This is a genomic window from Polaromonas sp. P1_F6, from assembly GCF_056405695.1.
On the sequence record NZ_JBFUBQ010000003.1, the window covers coordinates 1 to 21,033 of the forward strand.

A 21,033-nucleotide genomic window follows, 5' to 3' on the forward strand; every position below is an offset into this window, starting at 1 on the left:
GGTTGTTGGCTGTTCGGTATTCCTCTCCCACCCCCTTGTGGATGCGCCGAGGAGCGGAGGGCCAGACGGATCAGGGCAAAAACTTGTTTGAGCGAAGCGAGTTGTTTTTGACCCCGGCTGGACCGAGCACCGCAGGTTGCCCGAAGCGCAGCGAAGGGACGCAGGAACCAGGGTCGCCTTTTCTTTGCTTACTTTCTTTTGGCGAAGCAAAAGAAAGTGAGTTGCATGCCGGGCAACCCCCGGCCAGCAACCCTCAGCAAAGAGCGCTACGACAGCAACAAACTGCTGACCGATCAGCCATTCAGGCAGGAGACCGTTTGCAGACCGGGCAGCGAATGCAGAAGCGTCAGAGCCGCCCCGCACAAACCTCCCGAACACACCCCCGCAGCCACCGATGCCCAGGATCCGCATCCAGCCGCGGATGCCAGAGCAATGACACCGTGATCTCCGGCGTGGAGACCGGCAGCGCAAAACTGTGCATTCCGGCGCGCAGGTTCCCGGTGTGCCGTTCAGGAACCGTGGCGATCAGGTCGGAAGACCGGGCCAGTGCCAGTGCCGCCGCAAAGCCGCCGACGATGGTGGCAATCTCCCTTTCGAGCCCGAATGGGTGCAAGGCTTCATCCACCGGCCCTTTGCCCTGGCCCCGCCGCGAGACGTCGATATGCCTGCCGGCGGCGTAGCGGGCGGGCGTGACCTCGCCCTCGCCCAGCGGGTGTCCCATTCGCACGACGCCGATGAAGCGATCCCGGAACAAGGCCTGCACCCGCAGCTCCGGTGCTGCCGTCTTTCCCACCACGCCTGTTTCCAGGTCGACGGTCCCATCGCGAAGCGGCGTGCTGTCCTTGTCAAGCTTTTGTACGAAGCACAGCCGCACGCCGGGTGCTTCATTCGCAACGCGTGCAATAAGCTCTGGCCCGAAGTTCTCCACAAAACCTTCGCGCGTGCGCAGCGTGAACGTTCGGACCAGCTGTTTGAGCTTGAGCTTTTTGGCGGGGCGCAGCACCGCTTCTGCGTCTTGCACAAGCTGGCTGACGCGCTCACGGAGTTCGACGGCCCGCGGTGTGGGAACAAGGCCGCGCCCAGCCCTGACCAGCAGCGGGTCGCCGGTCGTTTCGCGCAATCGGGCCAGCGCCCGGCTCATCGCTGACGGGCTCAGCCGCAGGCGCCGGGCTGCGCCCGCCACGCTGCCTTCCGCGAGCAGCACATCCAGGGTGACAAGAAGGTTGAAATCAGGCGCAGCCATGCATCGACCATAGCGCAATTTGGCCGTCACATGGCGTTAAACGCACTCATAAAGTGCAAATGGTGCGTCTTCCGCCATGCCAGGTAAAAAACTACGCTCCCAGAGAGCTCCATTTCGGGGAGCCACAACCCCTTTACCTGCTTACCCGCTTGCCATTTTGCTCACTGGACTATCTTGACCACTCCTCTCACACCCACCCGCTTATCAAAAAATGCCAACGCGGAACCGGCGCCGCCGGTCCGATGGGTGCTGGCCAGCCTTTCGCTGTCCATGCTGCTGTCCTCGCTCGGGACCAGCATCGCCAACGTGGGTTTGCCAGCGCTGGCTCAGGCGTTCAACGCCTCTTTTCAGGAAGTGCAATGGGTGGTCCTGGCTTACCTGCTGTCCATCACCGCCCTGATCGTCAGTGCCGGAAGGCTGGGGGACCTGATGGGCCGAAGGCGGTTGCTGCTGGCCGGCATCTTCCTGTTCTCGGTGGCCTCGGTCCTGTGCGCCATCGCGCCTACGCTCTGGTTGCTGGTTGCCGCGCGGGCGGTGCAGGGCCTGGGGGCGGCCGTGATGATGGCGCTCACCATGGCGTTTGTCGGCGAGGCGGTTCCGAAGGCCAGAACCGGCAGCGCCATGGGGCTGCTCGGCACGATGTCCGCGGTCGGCACCGCACTGGGGCCATCGCTGGGCGGTGTCCTGATCGCCGTATCAGGCTGGCAGGCCATATTTTTTGTCAACGTGCCGCTGGGTATCCTGACTTTTTCCCTGGCGCGCCGCTACTTGCCTGCTGACTGTAAGGAACGGAAGAAGGATCGCCCCCATTTTGATCACTTGGGCACACTGCTGCTGGCCCTGACGCTCGCAGCCTACGCCTTGGCCATGACAACAGGGCGCGGCCATTTCGGTCCGCTCAACATGGCGCTGCTGCTGGCGGCTGTTATCGGCGTTGGCTTTTTCGTGCTCGTTGAATCGAAGGCGAAATCCCCTCTGGTCCGGCTCGCGACGTTCCGCGCTCCAGGCTTAAGCGCAAACCTCGCCATGAACACGCTCGTAGCGACGGTGATGATGGCGACGCTTGTCGTTGGCCCGTTTTACCTGTCCCATGGCCTCGGGCTCAACGCCGCGCTGGTCGGCATCGTCATGTCGGTCGGCCCGGTCATTTCCGCATTGAGCGGCGTCCCGGCCGGCCGCATGGTGGACCGCCTGGGTGCGCCGTTCATGGCCGTCGCCGGACTCATCGCCGTGGCTACCGGTGCAGCGGCGCTGGCCGCACTTCCAGCGATGTTCGGTGTTGCGGGCTACGTGGCCGCCATCTTCATCCTGACCCCGGGATATCAGCTGTTCCAGGCCGCCAACAACACGGCTGTCATGACGGATATTCCTTCGGACCAGCGGGGTATCATTTCCGGCATGCTCAACCTGTCGCGCAATCTGGGGCTCATGACCGGTGCCTCCGCGCTGGGGGCCGTGTTCGCGTTCGCCTCGGCGGCGGCGGACATCACGACCGCGGGTGCCGGCGCTGTTGCCACCGGCATGCAGGTCACGTTCGCGGTTGCGGCGGTGCTGGTTGCCATCGCAATCGCCATCGCTGTCGGGGGCCGCTTGCGCGTAAAACCCAGGCTCAGCCGGTAACTTTCTCTTCTTTCGTCACCAGCCAGATCCCATAACAAACCAGCAACAAGGCCAGGCCGTTTTTCCACTCCAGGAAGCGCTCATCCAGAAACACCGCCGACAGCAGTGTCCCAAAAATCGGTATCATGAAATTGAACACGGTGATCATGCTCACGCGGTTGTACTTCAGCAAAATCGTCCACAGCGAAAACGCGGCCGACGACAGCACCACCAGATACACCATCAGCAAAGTGGACTTGAGCGTGAAGCCCGACAGCGTGCCGCCGGTGGCAACACCGATCAGCAGCAGGGCAAGGCCGCCTATGGCCAGTTGCCAGCCCGTCAGCACCACCGAGTCCACGCGCTGCGACACCTTCTTGCCGTAAATGCTGGCGGCCGACAGCACAAAAGCGGCAATCACCACAAAGCCTTCGCCGAGCAGCGTGAAATCGAAAGCCAGCAGGCCTTCGCTGAAGTTCACCACCATGACGCCGGCAAAGCCCACCACGCAACCCAGCACCTTGTTGAAACTGAGCCGGTCATTCTTGTAGATGTAATGCGCCAGCAGCACGCTGAAGAAGGTGCCCGTTGCATTCATGATCGAGCTCTTCACGCCGGTGGCGTACGCCAGGCCGATGTAGAAGAACACGTACTGCAGGCTGGTCTGCGTGAGTCCCACCAGCGCCACCTGTCCGAAGGTGTGGCGGTCCAGCTGGAACACCGGTTTTTTACTGATGGCCGCGAACACCAGCAGCACCAGGCCGGCAAAGATAAAGCGCCAGCCCGCAAACACCAGCTTGGAGGGAATGTCGTTGGCCGCAATATGAAACAGCGCATAGCCGTTCTTGATGGCCGGGTAGGCGCTGCCCCAAAGCAGGCAGCACAGTGAAGCCAGCAGGAAAACCACTTTGCGTTGGGTGAAAAAAGTGGAGCTGTTCAAAACCGGGTCCGTTGAAAGCGAAGGAAGGCACGGCTGGGCGCTGCAGGCACTGAGACGCAGTCGCCCAGAAGACTCAGGGCAAGTGCACGAGATACCGCCCGGTGTGGATCGCCGCTGTTAGCTGTGATGTCCTTTGAGGTGCCTGCATCCATCGCGCTGCCGGTCGGCGGGCAGTAGGTCAAAAATTCTCCGGCACTTCTCTGAACAGGCACATAGGCAGAAAACTGCTGTTCGGCAGAGGCTTGAGCACAGCAAAATATTCCATTGACTCACTCGACTTGCTGCTAGCTACAAGGTACGTGGTCCCGCGATAAAAGAATGGATCCAAATGGGTATAGCGTGCCCGGAAACGAATAGGAGGTTGGCCGAGGGCTGCTGGTACAAAAAAGCCTGCGTCATCAGACTCTTGAGTCAATGGTGGGCACGAGTCAATGTCGTGATGCACTTTGTCCATCTGGCAAGACAGGAGTTGGGAACTTGCGCTGTTCAGTGGTGCAAGAGCGTGGAACTGTTGCCGCGAGTTACCAAGTTGAACCAACAGCACAGATCCATCCATGTAGGTGGATTCCAGGTTGGAGTTAAGAACCCGGTCTGGCTTTCCGTCATTGTTGAAATCAAAAAAACTCTCTTGGGTAAACCTCAGCGGGTATTGCTGCTTAATACTTTTATTGGTTTGAAGAGTTTCTGAGGCATCACTCCAGATAGGTCTTTTGAGTAGGACTCCCTCGGGGAGGGACTCGCTGTTCAGCATGGACGGCAGGGCTTTGGCCACTTCATCGCAAACAGGATGCGTCTTCCGCAAACTCTGTATGGAGCCAACGACAACAGGCTTGACCCCTTTTGGTGGGTATTCAATGGCATCAACCGGAAAACGAGATACCTCAGGGAAGTTGACGCAGGCTTCTGGCAGAGGACTATTTGTCTGCATTTTTTTGGAATCGCCTTCAGCGGGCTCGAAATTTTCCGGCGCCATCGCCTTTTGACACTGTCGAATTCGAGAGCCCCACACAGTTAAGCCAAATGCAGTCCGGCTGGAATCACTCTCCATGCAATGCCCGGCAAAACTGTGGCGTGAAAGGACCTTGCGTTTGTTCACCCAAACGGAGATGAAAACTGCAGGATCACCACCACACATGCCATAGGGGCGAGCAATGCCGGTTCCCACTTTTACCTTCACACGATTTCCCGAAGGATAGATACATTCCGCCGACCGCCCGGAGTTCAGTCGATAAGACACTGATTGAGAGGGAGATGCCCCGCGCGAAAAAGTCTTTGCAGACGCCTCTTCGCCTTGAGCGTCTACCGATGGATTGACAGATACAGATTCGTATTGAAAGGACTTGTAGTCTGAATAGTCACATGTCATCAGCAGTGCGCGAGAAAAATCCTCATCCTCCGCAAATGCGGTAATGCTTGAAAGCGCCACAAGTATCGTGATCAAAAATTTAATATGCTTACTCATCGACTATTCACTTTGCGTAGAAATTGCGACCGAAGGTATTGCTTGATTCCCCGGGCGGCTCTACAGCAGGCGCGCCAGGTACCGCCCGGTGTGGCTGGCCGGGTTGGCGGCGATGTCTTCCGGTGTGCCAACACCCACCACCGTGCCGCCGCCGGCGCCGCCCTCGGGCCCCATGTCGATCAACCAGTCGGCAGTCTTGATGACGTCCAGGTTGTGCTCGATCACCACAATCGTGTTGCCTGCGTCGCGCAGCTGGTGCAATACCTTGAGCAGCAGGTCGATGTCGGCAAAGTGCAGGCCGGTTGTCGGCTCATCAAGGATGTATAGCGTGCGGCCGGTGTCGCGTTTGCTCAGTTCCAGTGCAAGCTTGACGCGCTGTGCCTCGCCGCCCGAGAGCGTGGTCGCGGCCTGGCCCAGCTTGATGTAGGACAGGCCCACGTCGAGCAGCGTGTGCAGTTTGCGCGCAATGGTGGGCACGGCCTTGAAGAACTCGGCTGCCACCTCGACGGTCAGGTCGAGGATCTGCGCGATGTTCTTGCCCTTGTACTGCACTTCCAGCGTTTCGCGGTTGTAGCGCATGCCCTTGCAGACATCGCAGGGCACGTACACGTCGGGCAGAAAGTGCATTTCGACCTTGACCACGCCATCGCCCTGGCAGGCTTCGCAGCGGCCGCCGGCCACATTGAAGCTGAACCTTCCGGCGCCGTAGCCGCGTTCGCGCGCCGTGTTCATCTCGGCCATCAGCTCGCGGATCGGCGTGAAGAGGCCGGTGTAGGTGGCCGGGTTGCTGCGCGGCGTTCGGCCGATGGGCGACTGGTCAACGTTGATGACCTTGTCGAAATGCTCGATGCCTTCAATGGCTTCGTGCGGCGCGGGCTCTTCATGGGCTCGGTACAGCGTGCGCGCCACGGCGGCATACAGCGTGTCGTTGACGAGTGTGGACTTCCCCGAGCCAGAGACGCCGGTCACGCAGGTCAGCAGGCCCACCGGGAATTCAACGCTCACGCCTTTGAGGTTGTGGCCGGTGGCGTTGATGACGCGCAGCGCCTGCATGTCGCCCAGCGTGGCCTGGTGCACGGCCTCGCGCGCTGCGCGTCGTTCGGCGGCCGGACTTTGCGGAAAGCGCGAGACCTTCTTTTTCTCCGCCGCTTCCACCGCTTTGACTGTCGGCAGCCAGGGCGTGCGGCGTTTGGGTATGGCGATCTTCAGTGTTTGCGCCAGGTACTGGCCCGTGAGCGAGTCGGGGTTGTTCTTGACTTCGTCAAATGTGCCTTGCGCCATCACGCGCCCGCCATGAATGCCGGCGCCCGGTCCCATGTCGATGACGTGGTCAGCCGCGCGGATCATGTCCTCGTCGTGCTCGACCACCAGCACGCTGTTGCCGATGTCGCGCAAATGCTTGAGCGTACCGATCAGGCGGTCGTTGTCGCGCTGGTGCAGGCCGATGCTGGGCTCGTCGAGCACATACATCACGCCGGTCAGGCCCGAACCGATCTGCGAGGCCAGGCGTATGCGCTGGGACTCGCCACCCGACAGTGTCTCGGCGCTGCGGTCCAGGCTGAGGTAATTGAGCCCCACGTCGTTGAGGAACTTCAGGCGCAGGCCGATCTCGCGCACTACCTTGGCCGCAATTTCGGCCTTGGCACCCTGCATTTTCAGCGCGTTGAAATACTCGAAACTCTCGCGCAACGTTGAGTGGCTGATTTCATAGATCGCCTTGCGCCCGGGTTTGGTGCCATCGGTCACCGATGCGTCAACGCCGTCTTCAGGCGCGCTCACCAGGTACACGTGGCGTGCCTCGGTACGCAGGCGCGTGCCTTCGCAGTCAGGGCAGGGCTGCACGCTGCGATAGCGGGACAGTTCTTCGCGCACGGCGGCGGAATCGGTTTCGCGGTAACGACGCTCGAAGTTGGTGATGACGCCTTCGAAGGGATGCTTCTTGGCGATCTTCTTGCCGGCAAAGTTGCCCGAATCCATCACATAGCTGAACTTGATTTCTTCCTCGCCCGAGCCATACAGGACAACCTGCCGCACGGTGTCGGGCAGGTTCTCAAAGGCAGTGTCGATGTCGAATTTGTAGTGCTTTGCCAGGCTCTCAAGCATCGAGAAGTAGTAGCCATTGCGCCGGTCCCAGCCCTTGACGGCGCCGCTGGCCAGGCTCAGCGACGGGAAGGCCACCACGCGTGCCGGGTCGAAAAATTCCATATGACCCAGGCCGTCACAGGTGGGGCAGGCGCCGACGGGCGAGTTGAAAGAGAAGAGCCGCGGCTCCATTTCGCTCAGTGAATAGTCGCAGACAGGGCAGGAAAACTTCGCGCTGAAGAGGTGCTCTTTGCCGGTGTCCATTTCCATGGCAATCGCTTTGCCGTCGGCCAGGCGCAGTGCGGCCTCAAAGCTTTCGGCCAGGCGTTGCTGCAGGTCTGCGCGCACCTTGATGCGGTCAATCACCACATCGATGTTGTGTTTTTCGGTTTTCTTGAGCTTGGGCAGGTCGTCAAACTCATAGGCCGTGCCGTCGACGCGAAAGCGCACATAGCCTTGCGACTGCATCTCGGCAAATACGTCCACAAATTCGCCCTTGCGGTCGCGCGCCACCGGCGCCAGGATCATCAGCTTGGTGTCTTCGGGCAGCGCCAGCACCGTGTCGACCATTTCGCTGACGCTTTGGGCCTGCAGCGGCAGGTCATGGTTAGGGCAATAGGGCGTGCCGGCCCGCGCAAACAGCAGGCGCAGGTAATCGTGAATTTCAGTCACCGTACCCACGGTGGAGCGCGGGTTGTGCGAGGTGGCTTTCTGCTCGATGGAGATCGCGGGCGACAGGCCTTCGATCATGTCTACGTCGGGCTTGTCCATGAGCTGCAGGAACTGCCGCGCATAGGTGGAGAGGCTCTCAACGTAGCGGCGCTGGCCTTCGGCGTACAGCGTGTCAAAGGCGAGAGACGACTTGCCCGAACCGCTCAAGCCGGTAATCACCACCAGCTGGTTGCGCGGAATGTCGAGATCGATATTTTTAAGGTTGTGCGTGCGCGCGCCGCGGATGCTGATCCGCTGGGCCGCGAGCACTTTGGCAAGGTATTTGCTGTCGTCAGGAGAGTTCAAGATGTGGCAGCCGCAAAACTCTCCATCATAGACCGAAGCACCGTTTCAAGCACAATAGCCGGTTGGGCAAGCCACGGGCTGCCGTGGGCTTGCCGCTCCCAGTCGGTCAATCCCGGGTTATTGCCCCGTTTTGGAGCTTTTCTAGCTATTTTTTGGCCGCTTTTGCCCTTTTAATCCCCTTGACTGCGCCTACAGCCCCCATGTCGTTTCCCATGACCGCTACCGAGCGGCGCGCCAGCGTTTCGCTGGCTTCGATCTTTGCGCTTCGCATGCTCGGCCTCTTTTTGGTGCTGCCGGTGTTTGCGCTGGAGGCGGCCAAATACCCGGGGGGCGATGACCCGGCCCGGATTGGCCTGGCCATGGGTATTTACGGCCTGACGCAGGGCATCCTGCAAATTCCTTTTGGGATCGCTTCGGACTGGTGGGGGCGCAAGCGTGTCATCGTTTCCGGCCTGGTCATTTTTGCGCTGGGCAGCCTGATCGCCGCCTGGGCGCCCGACCTGAACTGGCTGATCGCCGGCCGGTCGTTGCAGGGGGCGGGTGCCATTTCGGCTGCCGTTACGGCGCTGCTGGCCGATTCCACCCGCGACGAAGTGCGTACCAAGGCCATGGCGCTGGTGGGCGGCAGCATTGCCCTGATGTTTGCGCTTTCGCTGTTGGCCGCGCCTCTGCTCGCCGGCGCTATCGGCCTGCACGGGCTGTTTGCCCTGACTGGCGCACTGGCACTGGGCGGCATTGCCGTGGTCGTCTGGTGGGTGCCACCCGAACCGGTGGAGCACGTCAATCGGCCGCGCGGCAGCGTGGTGGAGGTGCTAAAGGACACCGCGCTGCTGCGGCTGAATTTCGGCGTGTTCGTGCTGCATGCCGTGCAGCTGGCCATGTGGGTGGCGATTCCGGCTTTGCTGGTGAATGCCGGGCTCGACAAGGCCGCGCATTGGCAGGTCTACCTGCCGGCGGTGCTGGCCTCTTTTGGGGTGATGGGGGCTACGCTGTTTCCGCTGGAAAAACGGGGCTACCTGCGCGCCGTGTTCCTGGGGGCTGTCGGCCTGGTCCTGCTGGTTCAGCTGGGCTTGCTCTGGGTGGCGTCGTCTACCTCGGCGCCGGCCAGCCTGGGCATTCTGGCCGTGCTGCTGTTCCTGTTTTTTTGCGGCTTCAACGTCCTGGAAGCCACCCAGCCCAGCCTGGCCTCCCGGGTGGCGCCAGCCCATGCCCGCGGCGCGGCGCTGGGGGTGTACAACACCTTGCAGTCGCTCGGTTTTTTTGCCGGCGGCGCGGTGGGCGGCTGGATCACCAAGGTGCACGGTGCCCAGGGGCTTTTTCTGTTGTGCGGCGGCCTGATGCTGGCCTGGCTGCTGGTGGCCTGGCCCATGCGGGCGCCCGGCCGGCACGGGGCCGCGGCTGTTACAGACGGCCATGGCACCGCATCGGGCCAGCCAGTTAAACTCTAAGTTAGATCAGGAGAACACCCCATGGCATCCGTCAATAAAGTTATCGTCGTCGGCAATCTGGGCCGGGACCCCGAAATGCGCAGCTTCCCCAGCGGTGACCAGGTCGCCAACGTCACCATTGCCACCACTGACAAGTGGAAGGACAAGCAGACGGGTGAAATGAAGGAGGCCACCGAATGGCACCGCGTGGTGTTCAACGGCCGTCTTGCTGAAATCGTCGGCCAGTACCTGCGCAAAGGCTCGCAGGTCTATGTCGAAGGCAGCCTGCGCACGCGCAAGTGGACCGACAAGGACGGCCAGGAAAAGTACACCACCGAAATCCGTGCCGACCAGATGCAGATGCTCGGCAGCCGTCAGGGCATGGGCGGCCCCGGCGGTGATGACGGTGGCGGTTATGAAGCGCCGCGCCAGTCCGCACCTGCTGCACGCCCGCCGGCCGCCGCACCGCGGCCAGCTCCGGCAGCCAAGGCCGCCAGCGGCTTTGACGACATGGACGACGATATCCCGTTCTAAATACAAACAGTCTTTGTCGATGGAGGCCCACTGTTCGAGAGGAGAGTGGGCTTTTTGTTTGCAGGTGCCCGGATGATCAGCTCATCGCCTGACGGACAAGCAGCGTGTCTGTGAATTGCTCAAAGGCCACGACCTTCCCGCCCCGCAGGTGCCAGACATGGGCCACACGGGCCTGCATGTCCTTTCCCGTGGCGCGGTAAGTGCCGTGGTAGCTTCCCACCCCGAGGATGTGGTCACCACCGTCGACGAGGCTTTGCAGTTCGAAGCGATAACCGATCCAGTCCCTGCCCAGCACGGCAAAGACGTTGTCGACAACCGCTTGCGGCCCGACCCAGGTGCCCGCGCAAGGAAAGCCCGCCATCTCGGTCCAGCGTACCTGGGGCGAGACATGGGCCATCATCTCGCCGATGTTTCCCTGGGCCGAGGCCGCGTAGTGGGCACGGACGATGTCGATGTTCGACATCATGGCTTCAACCCCACTTCATCTCGCCCTTGGCGACTTTGGCACCGATTTGCAGCGCCACGCCCATGCCGGCGTTCGGGTAGCGCCGGGTCATGGCCGCGATGAGGGCGCCGCTGTCGGCTGACTTGGCCAGCACTTCCTCGAAAGCCACGAGGTAGTCGCGGGTGTATTGGATCGCGCTTGCGTCCACCGCCGCCGTGACCGCCATGTGGCCGGGGACCACCACGGCGGGTTTGCGCGCAGCCATGGCATCAAGCGTCTTCACCCAAGCCGCACGGGCCTCGGCGCCCTGCGTGTCGGCGGTCCACACGTGAACACCGGAGAACAGCAGCACGCCGCCGAAGATGGCGTTCAGCGAAGGCACCCAGATGTAGCGGCGGTTGGCCAAGCCATCCGCATCGACGATTTCAATGGCATGGCCTTCCAGGGTGAGGCTGCGGCCGTCGAAGGCCTGGGGCATCACGATGTCCGCCAGCGCCTGTGGGCCGTTTTCCTTGAGTTGGGGGCCCCAGGTTGCCAGTTTCTTTTCCACGTTGCCCTTGATGGCCGCGATCGTGGCCGGTGCCGCGATCACCTTGGCGTCGGGAAACGCCGCCTTGATAGGCGCCAGGCTGAAGTAGTAGTCGGGATCGCTCTGGCTGATGTAGATGGTCGTGAGCTTTTTGCCGGTGGCCTTGATGGCCTCGGCCAATGCCTTGCCGTCTGGAAGCGTAAAGCCCCCGTCGATGAGGACAGCCTCGCGTTCGCCGGAGATCAGTACCGGGGCACGGAAGAATCCGTGTTCGCCGGCGGGAAAGTGTTTCCAGGTCAGGTTGGTATTTGCAGCCATAGCGCTTTTCACTCCTAAGATGGCCGTCGCGACAGCCGCGCCGGCTACAGTTTTGATTGCTTCTCTTCGTGTTGTCATGGTTTTTCTTTCTTCTTGAACAGTTAACTGAAATGGGTTGCGGGGGTGGAGGCGGTGCCGGGCTCAAGCAGCCTCGAGCTCGCCTGCCAGCGCGCGCGGGTTGGAATAAAAATCGGCGTTATTCAAGACCCAGCGCTGCGCGCCGGATTCGGCTACCAGCGTAGGCACGCCGTGTGCGCCGAACTCCCGCATCAAGGCCTGTGCGCGATCCATGCGGGCTCGGTTGGCCGAGAGAAGATCTTCATCAGGCTTGTCCACCATTGCGGCAGCCTGCTCAAGCCCCAGCCCTTGCAGAAGGCCGGCCAGCGTTTCCAGTGAGGTCGTGTCCTTGCCATCCACGTAGCGCGCATTCTGGATCGCCTTGAGGGCTTCCAGTTCCCGATCCGGCGCCGTCAATGACACGGTCGTCAGCGCCACCGTGGCGGGGCCGCTGTCAAACAGCCGCTGGCGGTCACCGAGAACCCGCTCGCGATACAGCTCGGTGAAGCGCTGCCCCGTCAGGCGCTCAATGCGCTGGTCGTTGGACCAGGCATAGGCGGCGAATTCAGCATTCATGGGCCTGGCGCCCTGGCCGGAGAACAGCCCGGTCGGCAGCAATCCGATGCTGACAGCTGGAACTTCGCTCAAGGCCGAGAGCGCCGGCATGGCGCCGTAGCACCAGCCGCACAGCGGGTCGAACAGGTAATGGAGGGTCTTGGTCATGGGTTCTTTGCTCACTGGCTGTGATCGTAGGTACTATCCATTGACTGTTAAAGACATCTCTGATAAACACAATGTATGTTTAAAGCAAACAATCAAGATGAAGGTGGCCTCAGCGCGCTGGGAAACCTGAGGCGCCTGGCCTACTTCGCGGCTGTGGTGGAAACCGGCTCCTTCACCGCGGCTGCGGATCGCCTGGGGATCACCAAGGCGGTGGTCAGCCAGCAGGTTGCGCGGCTGGAGCGCGAATTCCGCACGTCGCTCCTTGTGCGCACCACACGCAAGGTGCAGCCCACCGAACTGGGGCAAGCCTTCTACCTGCGTTGCGCGCTGATCCTGCGCGAGGCCGGGGATGCCTTCGACGACCTGGCCGAAACCTCAGCGGAGCCGTCCGGCATGCTGCGGCTGACCGCCCCCTTCGACTATGGTGTCGGCGTGGTGGTGCCGGCTATCGCCGCCTTTACCCGGCGCTACCCCGCGTGCAAGGTCGATGCCGTCCTCACCGACCAGACGCTGGACCTCATGTCGGGCAACATCGAACTGGCGATACGTGTCGGTTGGCTTGCTGAAACCAGCCTGCAGGCGCGAAAAATCGGTTCTTTCCGGCAACTGCTCGTGGCGTCGCCGGCCATGACGCTGCAAGTGGCGCGGCTTACCGCCCCGCAAGACATCGCCGGCCTGCCTTTCATCGCCAACACCGCTCTTCGCGACCACCTGACATGGAATTTCTCGCTCAACGAGGGTGAGCGCCAGACCGTTAGCGTGCAGGCCTCGATTTTTCTCGACGCCACGCTTGCCGTGCGCGAAGCCGTGTTCCAGGGCGCGGGGCTTTCGGTGCTGCCGGACTATGCGGTAGCGGGTGATCTTGCGGCCGGCCGTCTCATCCAGGTCCTGCCGCAGTGGCATCTGCCTTCCGGCGGTATCCATGCCGTGTTTCCGGCCGCGCGCTTTCGTCCCGCGAAGGTCCGTGCCTTTGTCGAATTGCTGGCAGACAGAGAACAACAACGGCAGGCCGTCAGCGCGTCAAATGGAAGCTGACGCCCAGCCTGGCGCTTGGTCGACATGGTGACGATATTCCGCTCCGAGGATTGCTATTATTTTGATAGCTACTCGCGCACACTTGTTGTGCCCTGCAGCTATGTTTCGTTTAAGCCTGCGCTGAAGGCGCGTCGCGGACGACCAGGACGGGCACCGGCGCCAGCCTCAGGATCTGCTCGGCGCCACTGCCCAGCAGCACCCGTCCCAGGCCGCGCCGGCCGTGGGAGCCGACCACGATGAGATCGGCATTCCAGAGCCTGGCCGCCTCGGCCACCGACTCTCCCAGGCGTTTGCCCGGTTCATCGCAAAGCAACTGGCTTGCAGTGACTCCGGCCGACCCGGCGATGGCCGTCGCATCCGTCAGGACTTTGGCGCCGCTTTCGCGCATCATGCCGACCAGATCGGCCGACCAGGTGCCATAGGGGTCGACTCCACCCAGGTAAGCCGCCTCATTGAAGGCGTGCAGCAGCCGTACGCTGGCGCTGGTTTCCCGCGCCATCGCCAGGCCGGCGACAAGGGCCTTGTTGGAGGTGTCGCTGCCGTCCACGGGAATCAGGATTCGCTTGAACATGGTGAATGCCTCATGTGAGTTGAAACGTTATCCATGGTGGCGATTTTGGGGAGCAGCATGTTGATGCGGATCAAATGTGGACAGATTCGCGACGGACGGAAGGGCTTCCGGGCGCAGGTCAATCGATTTGCTGCGTTTCACGCATTGGCCGTAATAACCGGGTCTTGGCCCGTGGTGTCCCCGTGGGGGCTGACCTCTGTACCGGCACGGCCCGCCAGCATCTCCTCGATCTGGGCCAGCGAGCCTATCAAAGCCTTCTTGCCGGTCTTGAGCACAAAGCCGGTGGCAGCCTGTACCTTAGGGCCCATGGAGCCTGCGGGGAAGCTATGGCCCAGCAATTCCTGTGGCCTGATCTTGCCGATGGCGTGCTGTGCGGGCGTTCCCCAGCCCAGGTAGACGGCATCCACGTCGGTGGCGATCACCAGGCAGTCGGCCTCCAGTTCCCGCGCGAGCAGGGCGCCCGTCAGGTCCTTATCGATCACGGCATCGATGCCTTGAAGAGAATGCCCGCCGGCGGTGCGCACCACCGGGATGCCGCCACCCCCCGCGGCGATCACCACTGCCTCATGCTGCAGCAGCCAGCTGATCGGGTCCATGCCCAGCACACGCGTAGGGAGAGGCGAAGCCACGACGCGCCTGAAGCCTGCACCGTCCGGCGCGACATGCCAGTGCATGGCTTGCGCAAGCCGTTCGGCTTCCTCCTTCGTGTAAACAGGTCCTATAGGTTTGGTGGGCTTCCCGAAAGCCGGATCGGCGGGGTCGACTTCCACACGCGTAAGCAGGGTGACCACGGGGCGGCCGGGTGGAAGGTGGTTGGCAAGTTCCTGCTCCAGCAGGTAACCGATCATGCCTTCGGTTTGCGCACCCAATACGTCAAGCGGATAGGGCGCCACTGCCGCGTAGGCCGAGTTCTGCAGCGCCAGCAGGCCTATCTGGGGCCCGTTGCCGTGAGTCACCACCAACTCATGACGAAGCGCGACGCGGGCCAGTTGGGCCGCCACGCTCCGGATGTTTTCCAGCAGGTTCTGCGCGCTGAGCGACTGGCCCCGGCGCAGCAAGGCATTGCCGCCCAGCGCAATCACCAGCTTCATGCGAGCGTGGCCACAAGCACGGCCTTGATGGTGTGCATGCGGTTTTCCGCCTGCGTGAACACGATGGATGCATCGGACTCGAAGACCTCGTCGGTCACCTCTATTTCGCTGAGGCCGTAGCGTTCGTGGATCTGGCGCCCTACCTCGGTGTCCAGGTTGTGGAAAGCCGGCAGGCAATGCATGAAGCGGGTTCGCGGCTTGCCGGTAGCCTTCATCAAGGCGCTGTTGACCTGGAAGGGCAGCAACTGCTCAATCCTGAGCTTCCAGGTGTCGTCGGGCTCACCCATGGACACCCAGACGTCGGTGTAGAGAAAGTCAGCGTCCTTGACAGCCTCGGCCGGATCGTTGCTGAGGGTGATGCGCGCGCCTGTTGTCCTGGCCAGCTCGCGCATTTCGCTCACCAGCCCGGGCGGTGGCATCAGCGCGGCGGGTGCGGCGATGCGCACGTCCATGCCCATCTGCGTGCCGCCCACCAGCAGCGAGCAGCCCATGTTGAAGCGGGCGTCGCCCAGGTAGCAAAAAGACAGTTCATGCAGCGGCTTTTCGCCGAACTCCTGCATGGTCAGCAGGTCGGCCAGCACCTGGGTCGGGTGCGACTCATCTGTGAGCCCGTTCCAGACCGGGACGTGCGAGAAGCGCGCGATTTCTTCCACCACCGTCTGGTGAAAGCCGCGGTACTCGATGCCGTCGTACAGCCGCCCCAGCACCCGCGCCGTGTCCTTGAGAGAGTCCTTGTGCCCCAGCTGTGAGCTGACCGGGTCGATGTAGGTCACGTGGCCGCCCTGGTCGTGCACCGCGACTTCGAAGGCGCAACGCGTTCGGGTGGAAGCTTTCTCGAAAATCAGCGCGATGTTTTTGCCCTTGAGGCGCGCGAGCTCATTGCCCGCGTATTTCGAGCGCTTGAGCTCGGCGGCCAGGTCCAGCAGGAAGCGGATGTCCCGCGGGGAAAAATCCTTGAGGTCCAGAAGACTGCGGTTGTGAAGGTTGAAGCTCATGGGTAGCCGTCTTTCGTGGATGCCTCAATGGCGGGTCAGGCAGCGTCACGCTCAATCGGACAGGACATGCAGTGGCTGCCGCCGCGGCCCCGGCCCAGCTCCCCGCTGGGGATTGTGATGACCTCGACACCGGCCTTGCGCAGAAGGGTGTTGGTGTGGGTGTTGCGGTTGTAGGCCATGACAACGCCGGGCGACAGTGCCAGCACGTTGTTGCCGTCGTCCCACTGTTCGCGCTCGGCTTCATAGGCATTGCCGCCGGTGGCGACAACGCGCAGCTTTGCAATACCCAGCGCCTGGGCGAGCACGTCAAGAAAGGGGCCGGTTTCTGCCCTGACATCCAGCGCGCCGGCTTCGTTGCCGGGTCTGAGGCTGAACACGCGTATGGCCTGCACGATCTCGGGAAACACCGTCACCAGGTCGCGGTCGCAAAAAGTCAGCACCGTGTCCAGGTGCATGGCCCCGCGCGACTTGGGCAGCTGGGCGGCCAGCACCCGGGTCGCGGCGCCGCGGGCAAACAGGCTGCGCGCCAGCTGGCTCACGGCCTGCGGCGAGGTCCGCTCGCCCATGCCGATCAGCACCAGGCCCTGGCCCAGAGGCATGATATCGCCGCCTTCGAGCGAGGCCTGCGCGTGCGGCTGGCCCGGATCACCCCACCACTCGGCGACCTTGCCGGCAAACGCAGGGTGAAAACGGTAGACGGCCGCCATGAGCAGGGTTTCCTGCCGGCGTGCGGGCCAGTACATGGCGCCCAGCACCACACCGTCGCCTATCCAGCAACTGCTGTCGCGCGTGAAGAGGGTATTGGGAAGGGCGGGCAATAACAGGTCGGAGGCGCTCGCGCACGCGGCCGTAAGACCCGGCAACTTGAAGGGCAGGTCCACCGGCGTCAGCCCGCCAATCAGGAACTCGGCCAGGCGGGCCGGCGGCAGTTCTTGCAGCCAGGGTCGCAGCACGGCGGCGGCTTCCAGGTCGATGCCGGTCAGCTTGCGGTCCAGCAGCCAGTCGCGCACCGCTGGGTCGCTGACTGTGACTGCGAGAAGGTCGTGCAATTCCAGCACTTCCACGCCTTGCTCCGTCATGGCGCTGGTGAACGCGTAATGGTCGTTTTTTGCCTGCGCGACCCACATCACATCGTCGAACAGCATGCTTTGGCAGTTCGCGGGCGTCAGGCGCATATGCGCCAGGCCCGGCCTGCAGACCAGTACCTTGCGCAGCCGGCCCGTCTCTGAATGAACGCCGGCCATCACAGGCTCAACTGACCGGTGGCGAGCATCCAGCCGGCCACCGCTGCGAGCGCGAGCACGGCTGCGAGCATGGCTTTCTCGCCAGCGGTAAAGGGCTGTTTGTTGCCCTGCCGTTTGGCGATGAAATACAGGGCCGCGCCGGGGGCGTAGAGCAGAGCGCTCAGCAGGAGGTATTTGGCGCCGGCGGCATACAGCAGCCACAGGCAGTACACCGACGCGAGCGCGGCCACCGGCAGGTCCAGCGACCCGCCGGCGGTGCCTTCCCTCGTTGGGCCCTCACCGCGCAGCAGCACCTTCAGGCCGTAAAGCGCGCTGAACAGGTAGGGCAGCAAAATCATCGCGGTCGACAGCGAGATCAGGGCCAGGTAGGAAGCCTTGGAGACCAGCGTGACGATGAGGAAGATCTGAACCATGGCGCTGCTCAGCCACAGGGCATTGGCCGGCACGCCCTTGCCGCTTTGGCGGCCCAGCCATTCGGGCATCACGCCGCTGTTGGCCGGTGTGAAGAGCGACTCCGCAGCGAGCAATGTCCAGGCCAGGAAGCCACCGCCGACGGAAACGATGAGGCCGACATAAATCAGCACAGCGCCCCAGGTGCCCACGGCTTTCTCAAGCACGCTGGCCATGGAGGGATTCTTCAATCCGGCAAGTTCGGGCTGCGTGAAGATGCCAAGGGACAACAGCGAGACGGCCATCAGCAGTGCCAGGCAGATGAGGAAACCGATCACGGTGGCCTTGCCGACGTCCTTGCGCTGGCGCGCGCGTGCCGAGTAGACGCTGGCGCCTTCGATGCCGATGAACACCCACACCGTCACCAGCATGGTGCTCTTGACCTGGTCAAGTACGGAGCCGAGTTTGGCGCCGCCCCAGAAGTCCAGGCTGAAGGTGGGCGCCTGGAAAGCGGCGGCGGCCAGCACAATGAACAGCAGCAACGGAATGACTTTGGCGACTGTGACAATCGCATTGACCCAGGCAGCGGTGTTGATGCCGCGCAGCACCAGCGCGTGCACGATCCAGAGGACTATCGACGCTCCGGCCACGGCCGCGGGCGTGTTGCCTTCGCCGAAAGCTGGAAAGAAATAACCGAGCGCACCGAAGGCGGCCACCAGATAGCCGACGTTGCCGATCCAGGCGCTGATCCAGTACCCCCAGGCGGAGTTAAAGCCGATGTACTCGCCTGACAGCGCGCGGGCATAGGCATAGACGCCGTTGTCCAGTTCGGGCTTGCGCAGGGCCAGCATCTGGTAGACGCGCGCCAGCACCAGCATGCCCACGCCCGTGACCAGCCAGCCGATCAGGATGGCACCCGCGCCGGCGCCCGCCGCCATGTTTTGCGGCAGGCCGAAAATGCCGCTGCCGATGATGGAGCCCGTCACCAGCGCGACCAGCAGCCCCAGGCCCAAACCGCCCTGCGCCTGGCGTGTGGTGGGAATAGCCCGCGGCGGCGACACGGGGGAGCGGGTATTTGACAGTGTGTTCATGGCAGGCCTTCCGTAAAAGATGATCGGCTACTTGACCAGCAGCACCGGCACGTCAACGTCCGCCACTACCCGCTGGGCAACGCTGCCGAGCAGGGCGCGGCCCAGCAAACCATGGCCATGGGTGCCCATGACCAGCATGTGTACCTTTTCACGTTTCACCGCCTGCGCGATTTGTGTGGCCGGTGTGCCGGCGACCCAGGAGGCCCGGAAAGTGATGTCATGGCGTTTGAGAAAGCGTTCTATAGGCTCCAGCACTTTCTGGGCTTCGTCGCGGTGGTAGGCATGTACCGTGGCGGCGCCCACCATGGACTTGACGCGTGGAGGAACAGCGATCTGTACATTGAGCACGATCAACTCCGCGTCGGGCCCCATCAGGGTTTCGTGCGTGACCAGAAAGGCGAGGGCTTTTTTTGTGAACTTGCTGCCGTCAACGGCCAGAAGGACTTTCATGGTTGTCTCCGGAAAATGGAAAAAAATGAGACGGCGCGCGCTCAGCGCAGGACAAGGACGGGGATGCTGCTGTGCGTGAGCACCTGCTGGGTCTCGCTTCCGAGCAGGATGCGAGAGAGGCCCTTGCGGCCGTGCGAGGCCATGACGATGAGGTCGCACTTGTTCTTTTTGGCTGCGGCCAGGATGGCGGTGGCTACGAGGTCGGACTTGGCGATCACGGATTTGGCCTGGACGCCCGCAGCCTCGGCGGCCTTTTGCGCCGCGTCGGCAATGGCCTGACCCTTACCGGTCCATTCCTTTTCAATGCGCCCGACTTCCTGCGGCGAGATGGAGGCGCCACCTTCGAAGTAGCTCATGGGATAACGCGGAACAACGTTAACCACCACGAGGCCGGCATCCAGAGACACGGCAAGGGCGATGGCGTCCTTGACCGCTTTTCTGGAAAGCGTGGAGCCGTCGGTGGCAACAAGAATGCGCTTGTACATGGTGGGTTCTCCTGTGTTGATTCGTTTGCAGTCTAGGAGCGCCGCGGCGGCCCGGTCTTGATTCATGTCAAGGGCGCGGCAGATGACGTCGGCCCTCCACTGTGGCGCTTCCGGTGAGATCTTTCGATGTGCGCAAAACCGCATCGGCCGGGAAGCTATCCGAAGCAGCTTCAGGGCGCGGCGGAAATCCTCTGCGGCGGCCCGGGCAAGACGAGTCCGACGGGAGCGGTGCGCGGATACCGGTAAATCGTGTCATTCAGGTAGCCTGCCACTTCCACGATATCCGCCTCGTCCCATTGCAGCCCGGTGTTGCCTTGCCAGAGGCGAACCTGCACTTTCAGGCTCTCCCAGTCATGGGCGCGCCGGTTGTTGCGCCAGTGCATCTCCGAGGTGTGGCAAGCAATGCAGTGCGTCGTGTACAACAACTCCCCGCGGGTTTGTACGGGCATCGTCTGGCCATGCGCCGACAGGCCGGCGAACCCGATGGCGGCCAGCACAAGATACCGGCCGGGAAATGCTTTGGTGGAGGGTGATGGCATGGGGTGACTGTGCGCGCAGTATCGGGTGCCGTCTGTTCGCCAGCAGACTTAGACCACGGCCCCAAACAGCGCGCCCACACCCGCGGTAATGCCCATGGCCAGCGCACCCCAGAAAGTCACGCGCCATGCGCCGGGCAGGATCCCCGCGCCGCCCGCGTGGGCGGCCATCGCGCCCAGAAAGGCCAAAAATGCCAGGGAGGTTCCCGACACCCACCAGATCAGTGTGGCGCCGGGCGCTATCGCGGTAACGACCAACGGCAAAAGGGCGCCACATGCAAAGCTGGCCGCCGACGCGAGCGCGGCCTGTATGGGCCGGGCGGCCATGCTGTCGTGAATTCCCAACTCGTCGCGCGCGTGTGAACCCAGGGCGTCATGAGCCATGAGCTGCTCCGCAACCTGCCGCGCAAGCGCATCGTCCAGCCCGCGCGCGACGTAGATGGCGGTCAGTTCGCGGTGTTCGGCCACGGGGTCTTTTTCAAGTTCGGCCCGCTCCCGGGCCAGGTCGGCCTTCTCGGTATCGGACTGCGAATGCACCGACACGTATTCGCCCGCGGCCATCGACATCGCGCCGGCCACCAGGGCTGCCACGCCCGTCATCAGCACATTGCCGTGTGTGGCGCTGGCGGCGGCCACTCCCACTATCAGGCTGGCGGTCGATACGATGCCGTCATTGGCACCCAGAACGGCAGCGCGAAGCCATCCGATGCGTGAAGTCCTGTGCCATTCAATATGTCTCATGCACTCATCCTTCGTTTAGGGGGTAGTT

Annotated in this window: 20 protein-coding genes; 4 read left to right on the forward strand and 16 right to left on the reverse strand. The window is 62.6% G+C overall.

The window, feature by feature from the left end; genetic code table 11:
- Nucleotides 1-346 precede the first annotated feature (346 nt).
- Nucleotides 347-1,243 carry a LysR family transcriptional regulator gene (locus tag AC1DY9_RS09640; protein ID WP_477666401.1) on the reverse strand — a complete coding sequence of 299 codons (897 nt, stop codon included), beginning with the start codon at nucleotides 1,241-1,243 and terminating at the stop codon, nucleotides 347-349.
- A 174-nt stretch (nucleotides 1,244-1,417) separates the two neighbouring features.
- Between AC1DY9_RS09640 and AC1DY9_RS09645 the strand changes: the two genes are divergently transcribed.
- Entirely contained in the window at nucleotides 1,418-2,863 is a 1,446-nt protein-coding gene (locus AC1DY9_RS09645; protein WP_477666402.1) for an MFS transporter, read from the forward strand.
- Here AC1DY9_RS09645 and AC1DY9_RS09650 read toward each other — a convergent pair.
- The 3 genes from AC1DY9_RS09650 to uvrA all read right to left on the reverse strand — a co-directional run bounded on the left by AC1DY9_RS09650 (nucleotide 2,853) and on the right by uvrA (nucleotide 8,343).
- Nucleotides 2,853-3,782 carry a DMT family transporter gene (locus AC1DY9_RS09650; protein ID WP_477666403.1) on the reverse strand — a complete coding sequence of 310 codons (930 nt, stop codon included), beginning with the start codon at nucleotides 3,780-3,782 and terminating at the stop codon, nucleotides 2,853-2,855. The two genes, AC1DY9_RS09645 and AC1DY9_RS09650, sit on opposite strands and share 11 nt — an antisense overlap.
- Before the next feature lie 178 nt (nucleotides 3,783-3,960).
- A complete protein-coding gene (locus AC1DY9_RS09655) occupies nucleotides 3,961-5,244 on the reverse strand; it encodes a hypothetical protein (protein ID WP_477666404.1) in 1,284 nt (427 codons plus the stop codon).
- 60 nt (nucleotides 5,245-5,304) lie between these two features.
- Nucleotides 5,305-8,343, reverse strand: a complete 3,039-nt coding sequence (uvrA, locus tag AC1DY9_RS09660; RefSeq protein WP_477666405.1) for an excinuclease ABC subunit UvrA — start codon at nucleotides 8,341-8,343, stop codon at nucleotides 5,305-5,307.
- Between the two features lie 212 nt (nucleotides 8,344-8,555).
- On the opposite strand from uvrA, the gene AC1DY9_RS09665 reads away from it, so the two are divergent.
- Nucleotides 8,556-9,791, forward strand: a complete 1,236-nt coding sequence (locus AC1DY9_RS09665) for an MFS transporter (protein WP_477666756.1) — start codon at nucleotides 8,556-8,558, stop codon at nucleotides 9,789-9,791.
- Between the two features lie 21 nt (nucleotides 9,792-9,812).
- Complete coding sequence (gene ssb / locus AC1DY9_RS09670; protein ID WP_457281543.1) at nucleotides 9,813-10,304, forward strand: single-stranded DNA-binding protein; 492 nt, start codon at nucleotides 9,813-9,815, stop codon at nucleotides 10,302-10,304.
- A 76-nt stretch (nucleotides 10,305-10,380) separates the two neighbouring features.
- Here the strand turns inward: ssb and AC1DY9_RS09675 are convergent, their stop codons facing one another.
- The 3 genes from AC1DY9_RS09675 to AC1DY9_RS09685 all read right to left on the reverse strand — a co-directional run bounded on the left by AC1DY9_RS09675 (nucleotide 10,381) and on the right by AC1DY9_RS09685 (nucleotide 12,376).
- Nucleotides 10,381-10,770: a nuclear transport factor 2 family protein gene (locus AC1DY9_RS09675; protein WP_477666406.1), complete on the reverse strand. Its 390-nt coding sequence runs from the start codon at nucleotides 10,768-10,770 to the stop codon at nucleotides 10,381-10,383.
- 4 nt (nucleotides 10,771-10,774) lie between these two features.
- The gene (locus tag AC1DY9_RS09680; RefSeq protein WP_477666407.1) at nucleotides 10,775-11,674 is read right to left on the reverse strand and encodes an MBL fold metallo-hydrolase; all 900 of its coding nucleotides are present in this window, start codon (nucleotides 11,672-11,674) and stop codon (nucleotides 10,775-10,777) included.
- Nucleotides 11,675-11,737: 63 nt separating this feature from the next.
- Nucleotides 11,738-12,376 carry a DsbA family protein gene (locus tag AC1DY9_RS09685; RefSeq protein WP_477666408.1) on the reverse strand — a complete coding sequence of 213 codons (639 nt, stop codon included), beginning with the start codon at nucleotides 12,374-12,376 and terminating at the stop codon, nucleotides 11,738-11,740.
- A gap of 75 nt (nucleotides 12,377-12,451) precedes the next feature.
- Here AC1DY9_RS09685 and AC1DY9_RS09690 point away from each other — a divergent pair, with 75 nt between their 5' ends.
- Nucleotides 12,452-13,411 carry a LysR family transcriptional regulator gene (locus AC1DY9_RS09690; protein ID WP_477666409.1) on the forward strand — a complete coding sequence of 320 codons (960 nt, stop codon included), beginning with the start codon at nucleotides 12,452-12,454 and terminating at the stop codon, nucleotides 13,409-13,411.
- A gap of 109 nt (nucleotides 13,412-13,520) precedes the next feature.
- Here the strand turns inward: AC1DY9_RS09690 and AC1DY9_RS09695 are convergent, their stop codons facing one another.
- The 9 genes from AC1DY9_RS09695 to AC1DY9_RS09735 form a co-directional block, all read right to left on the reverse strand.
- The gene (locus AC1DY9_RS09695) at nucleotides 13,521-13,982 is read right to left on the reverse strand and encodes a universal stress protein (RefSeq protein WP_477666410.1); all 462 of its coding nucleotides are present in this window, start codon (nucleotides 13,980-13,982) and stop codon (nucleotides 13,521-13,523) included.
- Nucleotides 13,983-14,119: 137 nt separating this feature from the next.
- On the reverse strand, nucleotides 14,120-15,073 hold the full coding sequence (arcC, locus tag AC1DY9_RS09700; protein WP_477666411.1) for a carbamate kinase: 954 nt from the start codon (nucleotides 15,071-15,073) through the stop codon (nucleotides 14,120-14,122).
- A complete protein-coding gene (gene argF, locus AC1DY9_RS09705) occupies nucleotides 15,070-16,068 on the reverse strand; it encodes an ornithine carbamoyltransferase (RefSeq protein WP_477666412.1) in 999 nt (332 codons plus the stop codon). Before argF ends, arcC begins: the two co-directional genes overlap by 4 nt.
- Nucleotides 16,069-16,103: 35 nt before the next feature.
- On the reverse strand, nucleotides 16,104-17,312 hold the full coding sequence (locus tag AC1DY9_RS09710; RefSeq protein ID WP_477666413.1) for an arginine deiminase: 1,209 nt from the start codon (nucleotides 17,310-17,312) through the stop codon (nucleotides 16,104-16,106).
- On the reverse strand, nucleotides 17,312-18,793 hold the full coding sequence (gene arcD / locus AC1DY9_RS09715; protein WP_477666414.1) for an arginine-ornithine antiporter: 1,482 nt from the start codon (nucleotides 18,791-18,793) through the stop codon (nucleotides 17,312-17,314). The genes AC1DY9_RS09710 and arcD overlap by 1 nt, the downstream gene beginning before the upstream one ends.
- Nucleotides 18,794-18,820: 27 nt before the next feature.
- Nucleotides 18,821-19,243 (reverse strand): universal stress protein, encoded by a 423-nt coding sequence (locus AC1DY9_RS09720; protein WP_457281533.1) that lies wholly within the window; start codon nucleotides 19,241-19,243, stop codon nucleotides 18,821-18,823.
- Nucleotides 19,244-19,284: 41 nt separating this feature from the next.
- Nucleotides 19,285-19,728, reverse strand: coding sequence for a universal stress protein (locus AC1DY9_RS09725; protein ID WP_477666415.1), 444 nt, complete (start codon nucleotides 19,726-19,728; stop codon nucleotides 19,285-19,287).
- Nucleotides 19,729-19,898: 170 nt separating this feature from the next.
- Complete coding sequence (locus tag AC1DY9_RS09730) at nucleotides 19,899-20,267, reverse strand: cytochrome C (protein WP_457281531.1); 369 nt, start codon at nucleotides 20,265-20,267, stop codon at nucleotides 19,899-19,901.
- A gap of 48 nt (nucleotides 20,268-20,315) precedes the next feature.
- Entirely contained in the window at nucleotides 20,316-21,005 is a 690-nt protein-coding gene (locus AC1DY9_RS09735) for a VIT1/CCC1 transporter family protein (RefSeq protein WP_477666416.1), read from the reverse strand.
- Nucleotides 21,006-21,033 lie beyond the last annotated feature (28 nt).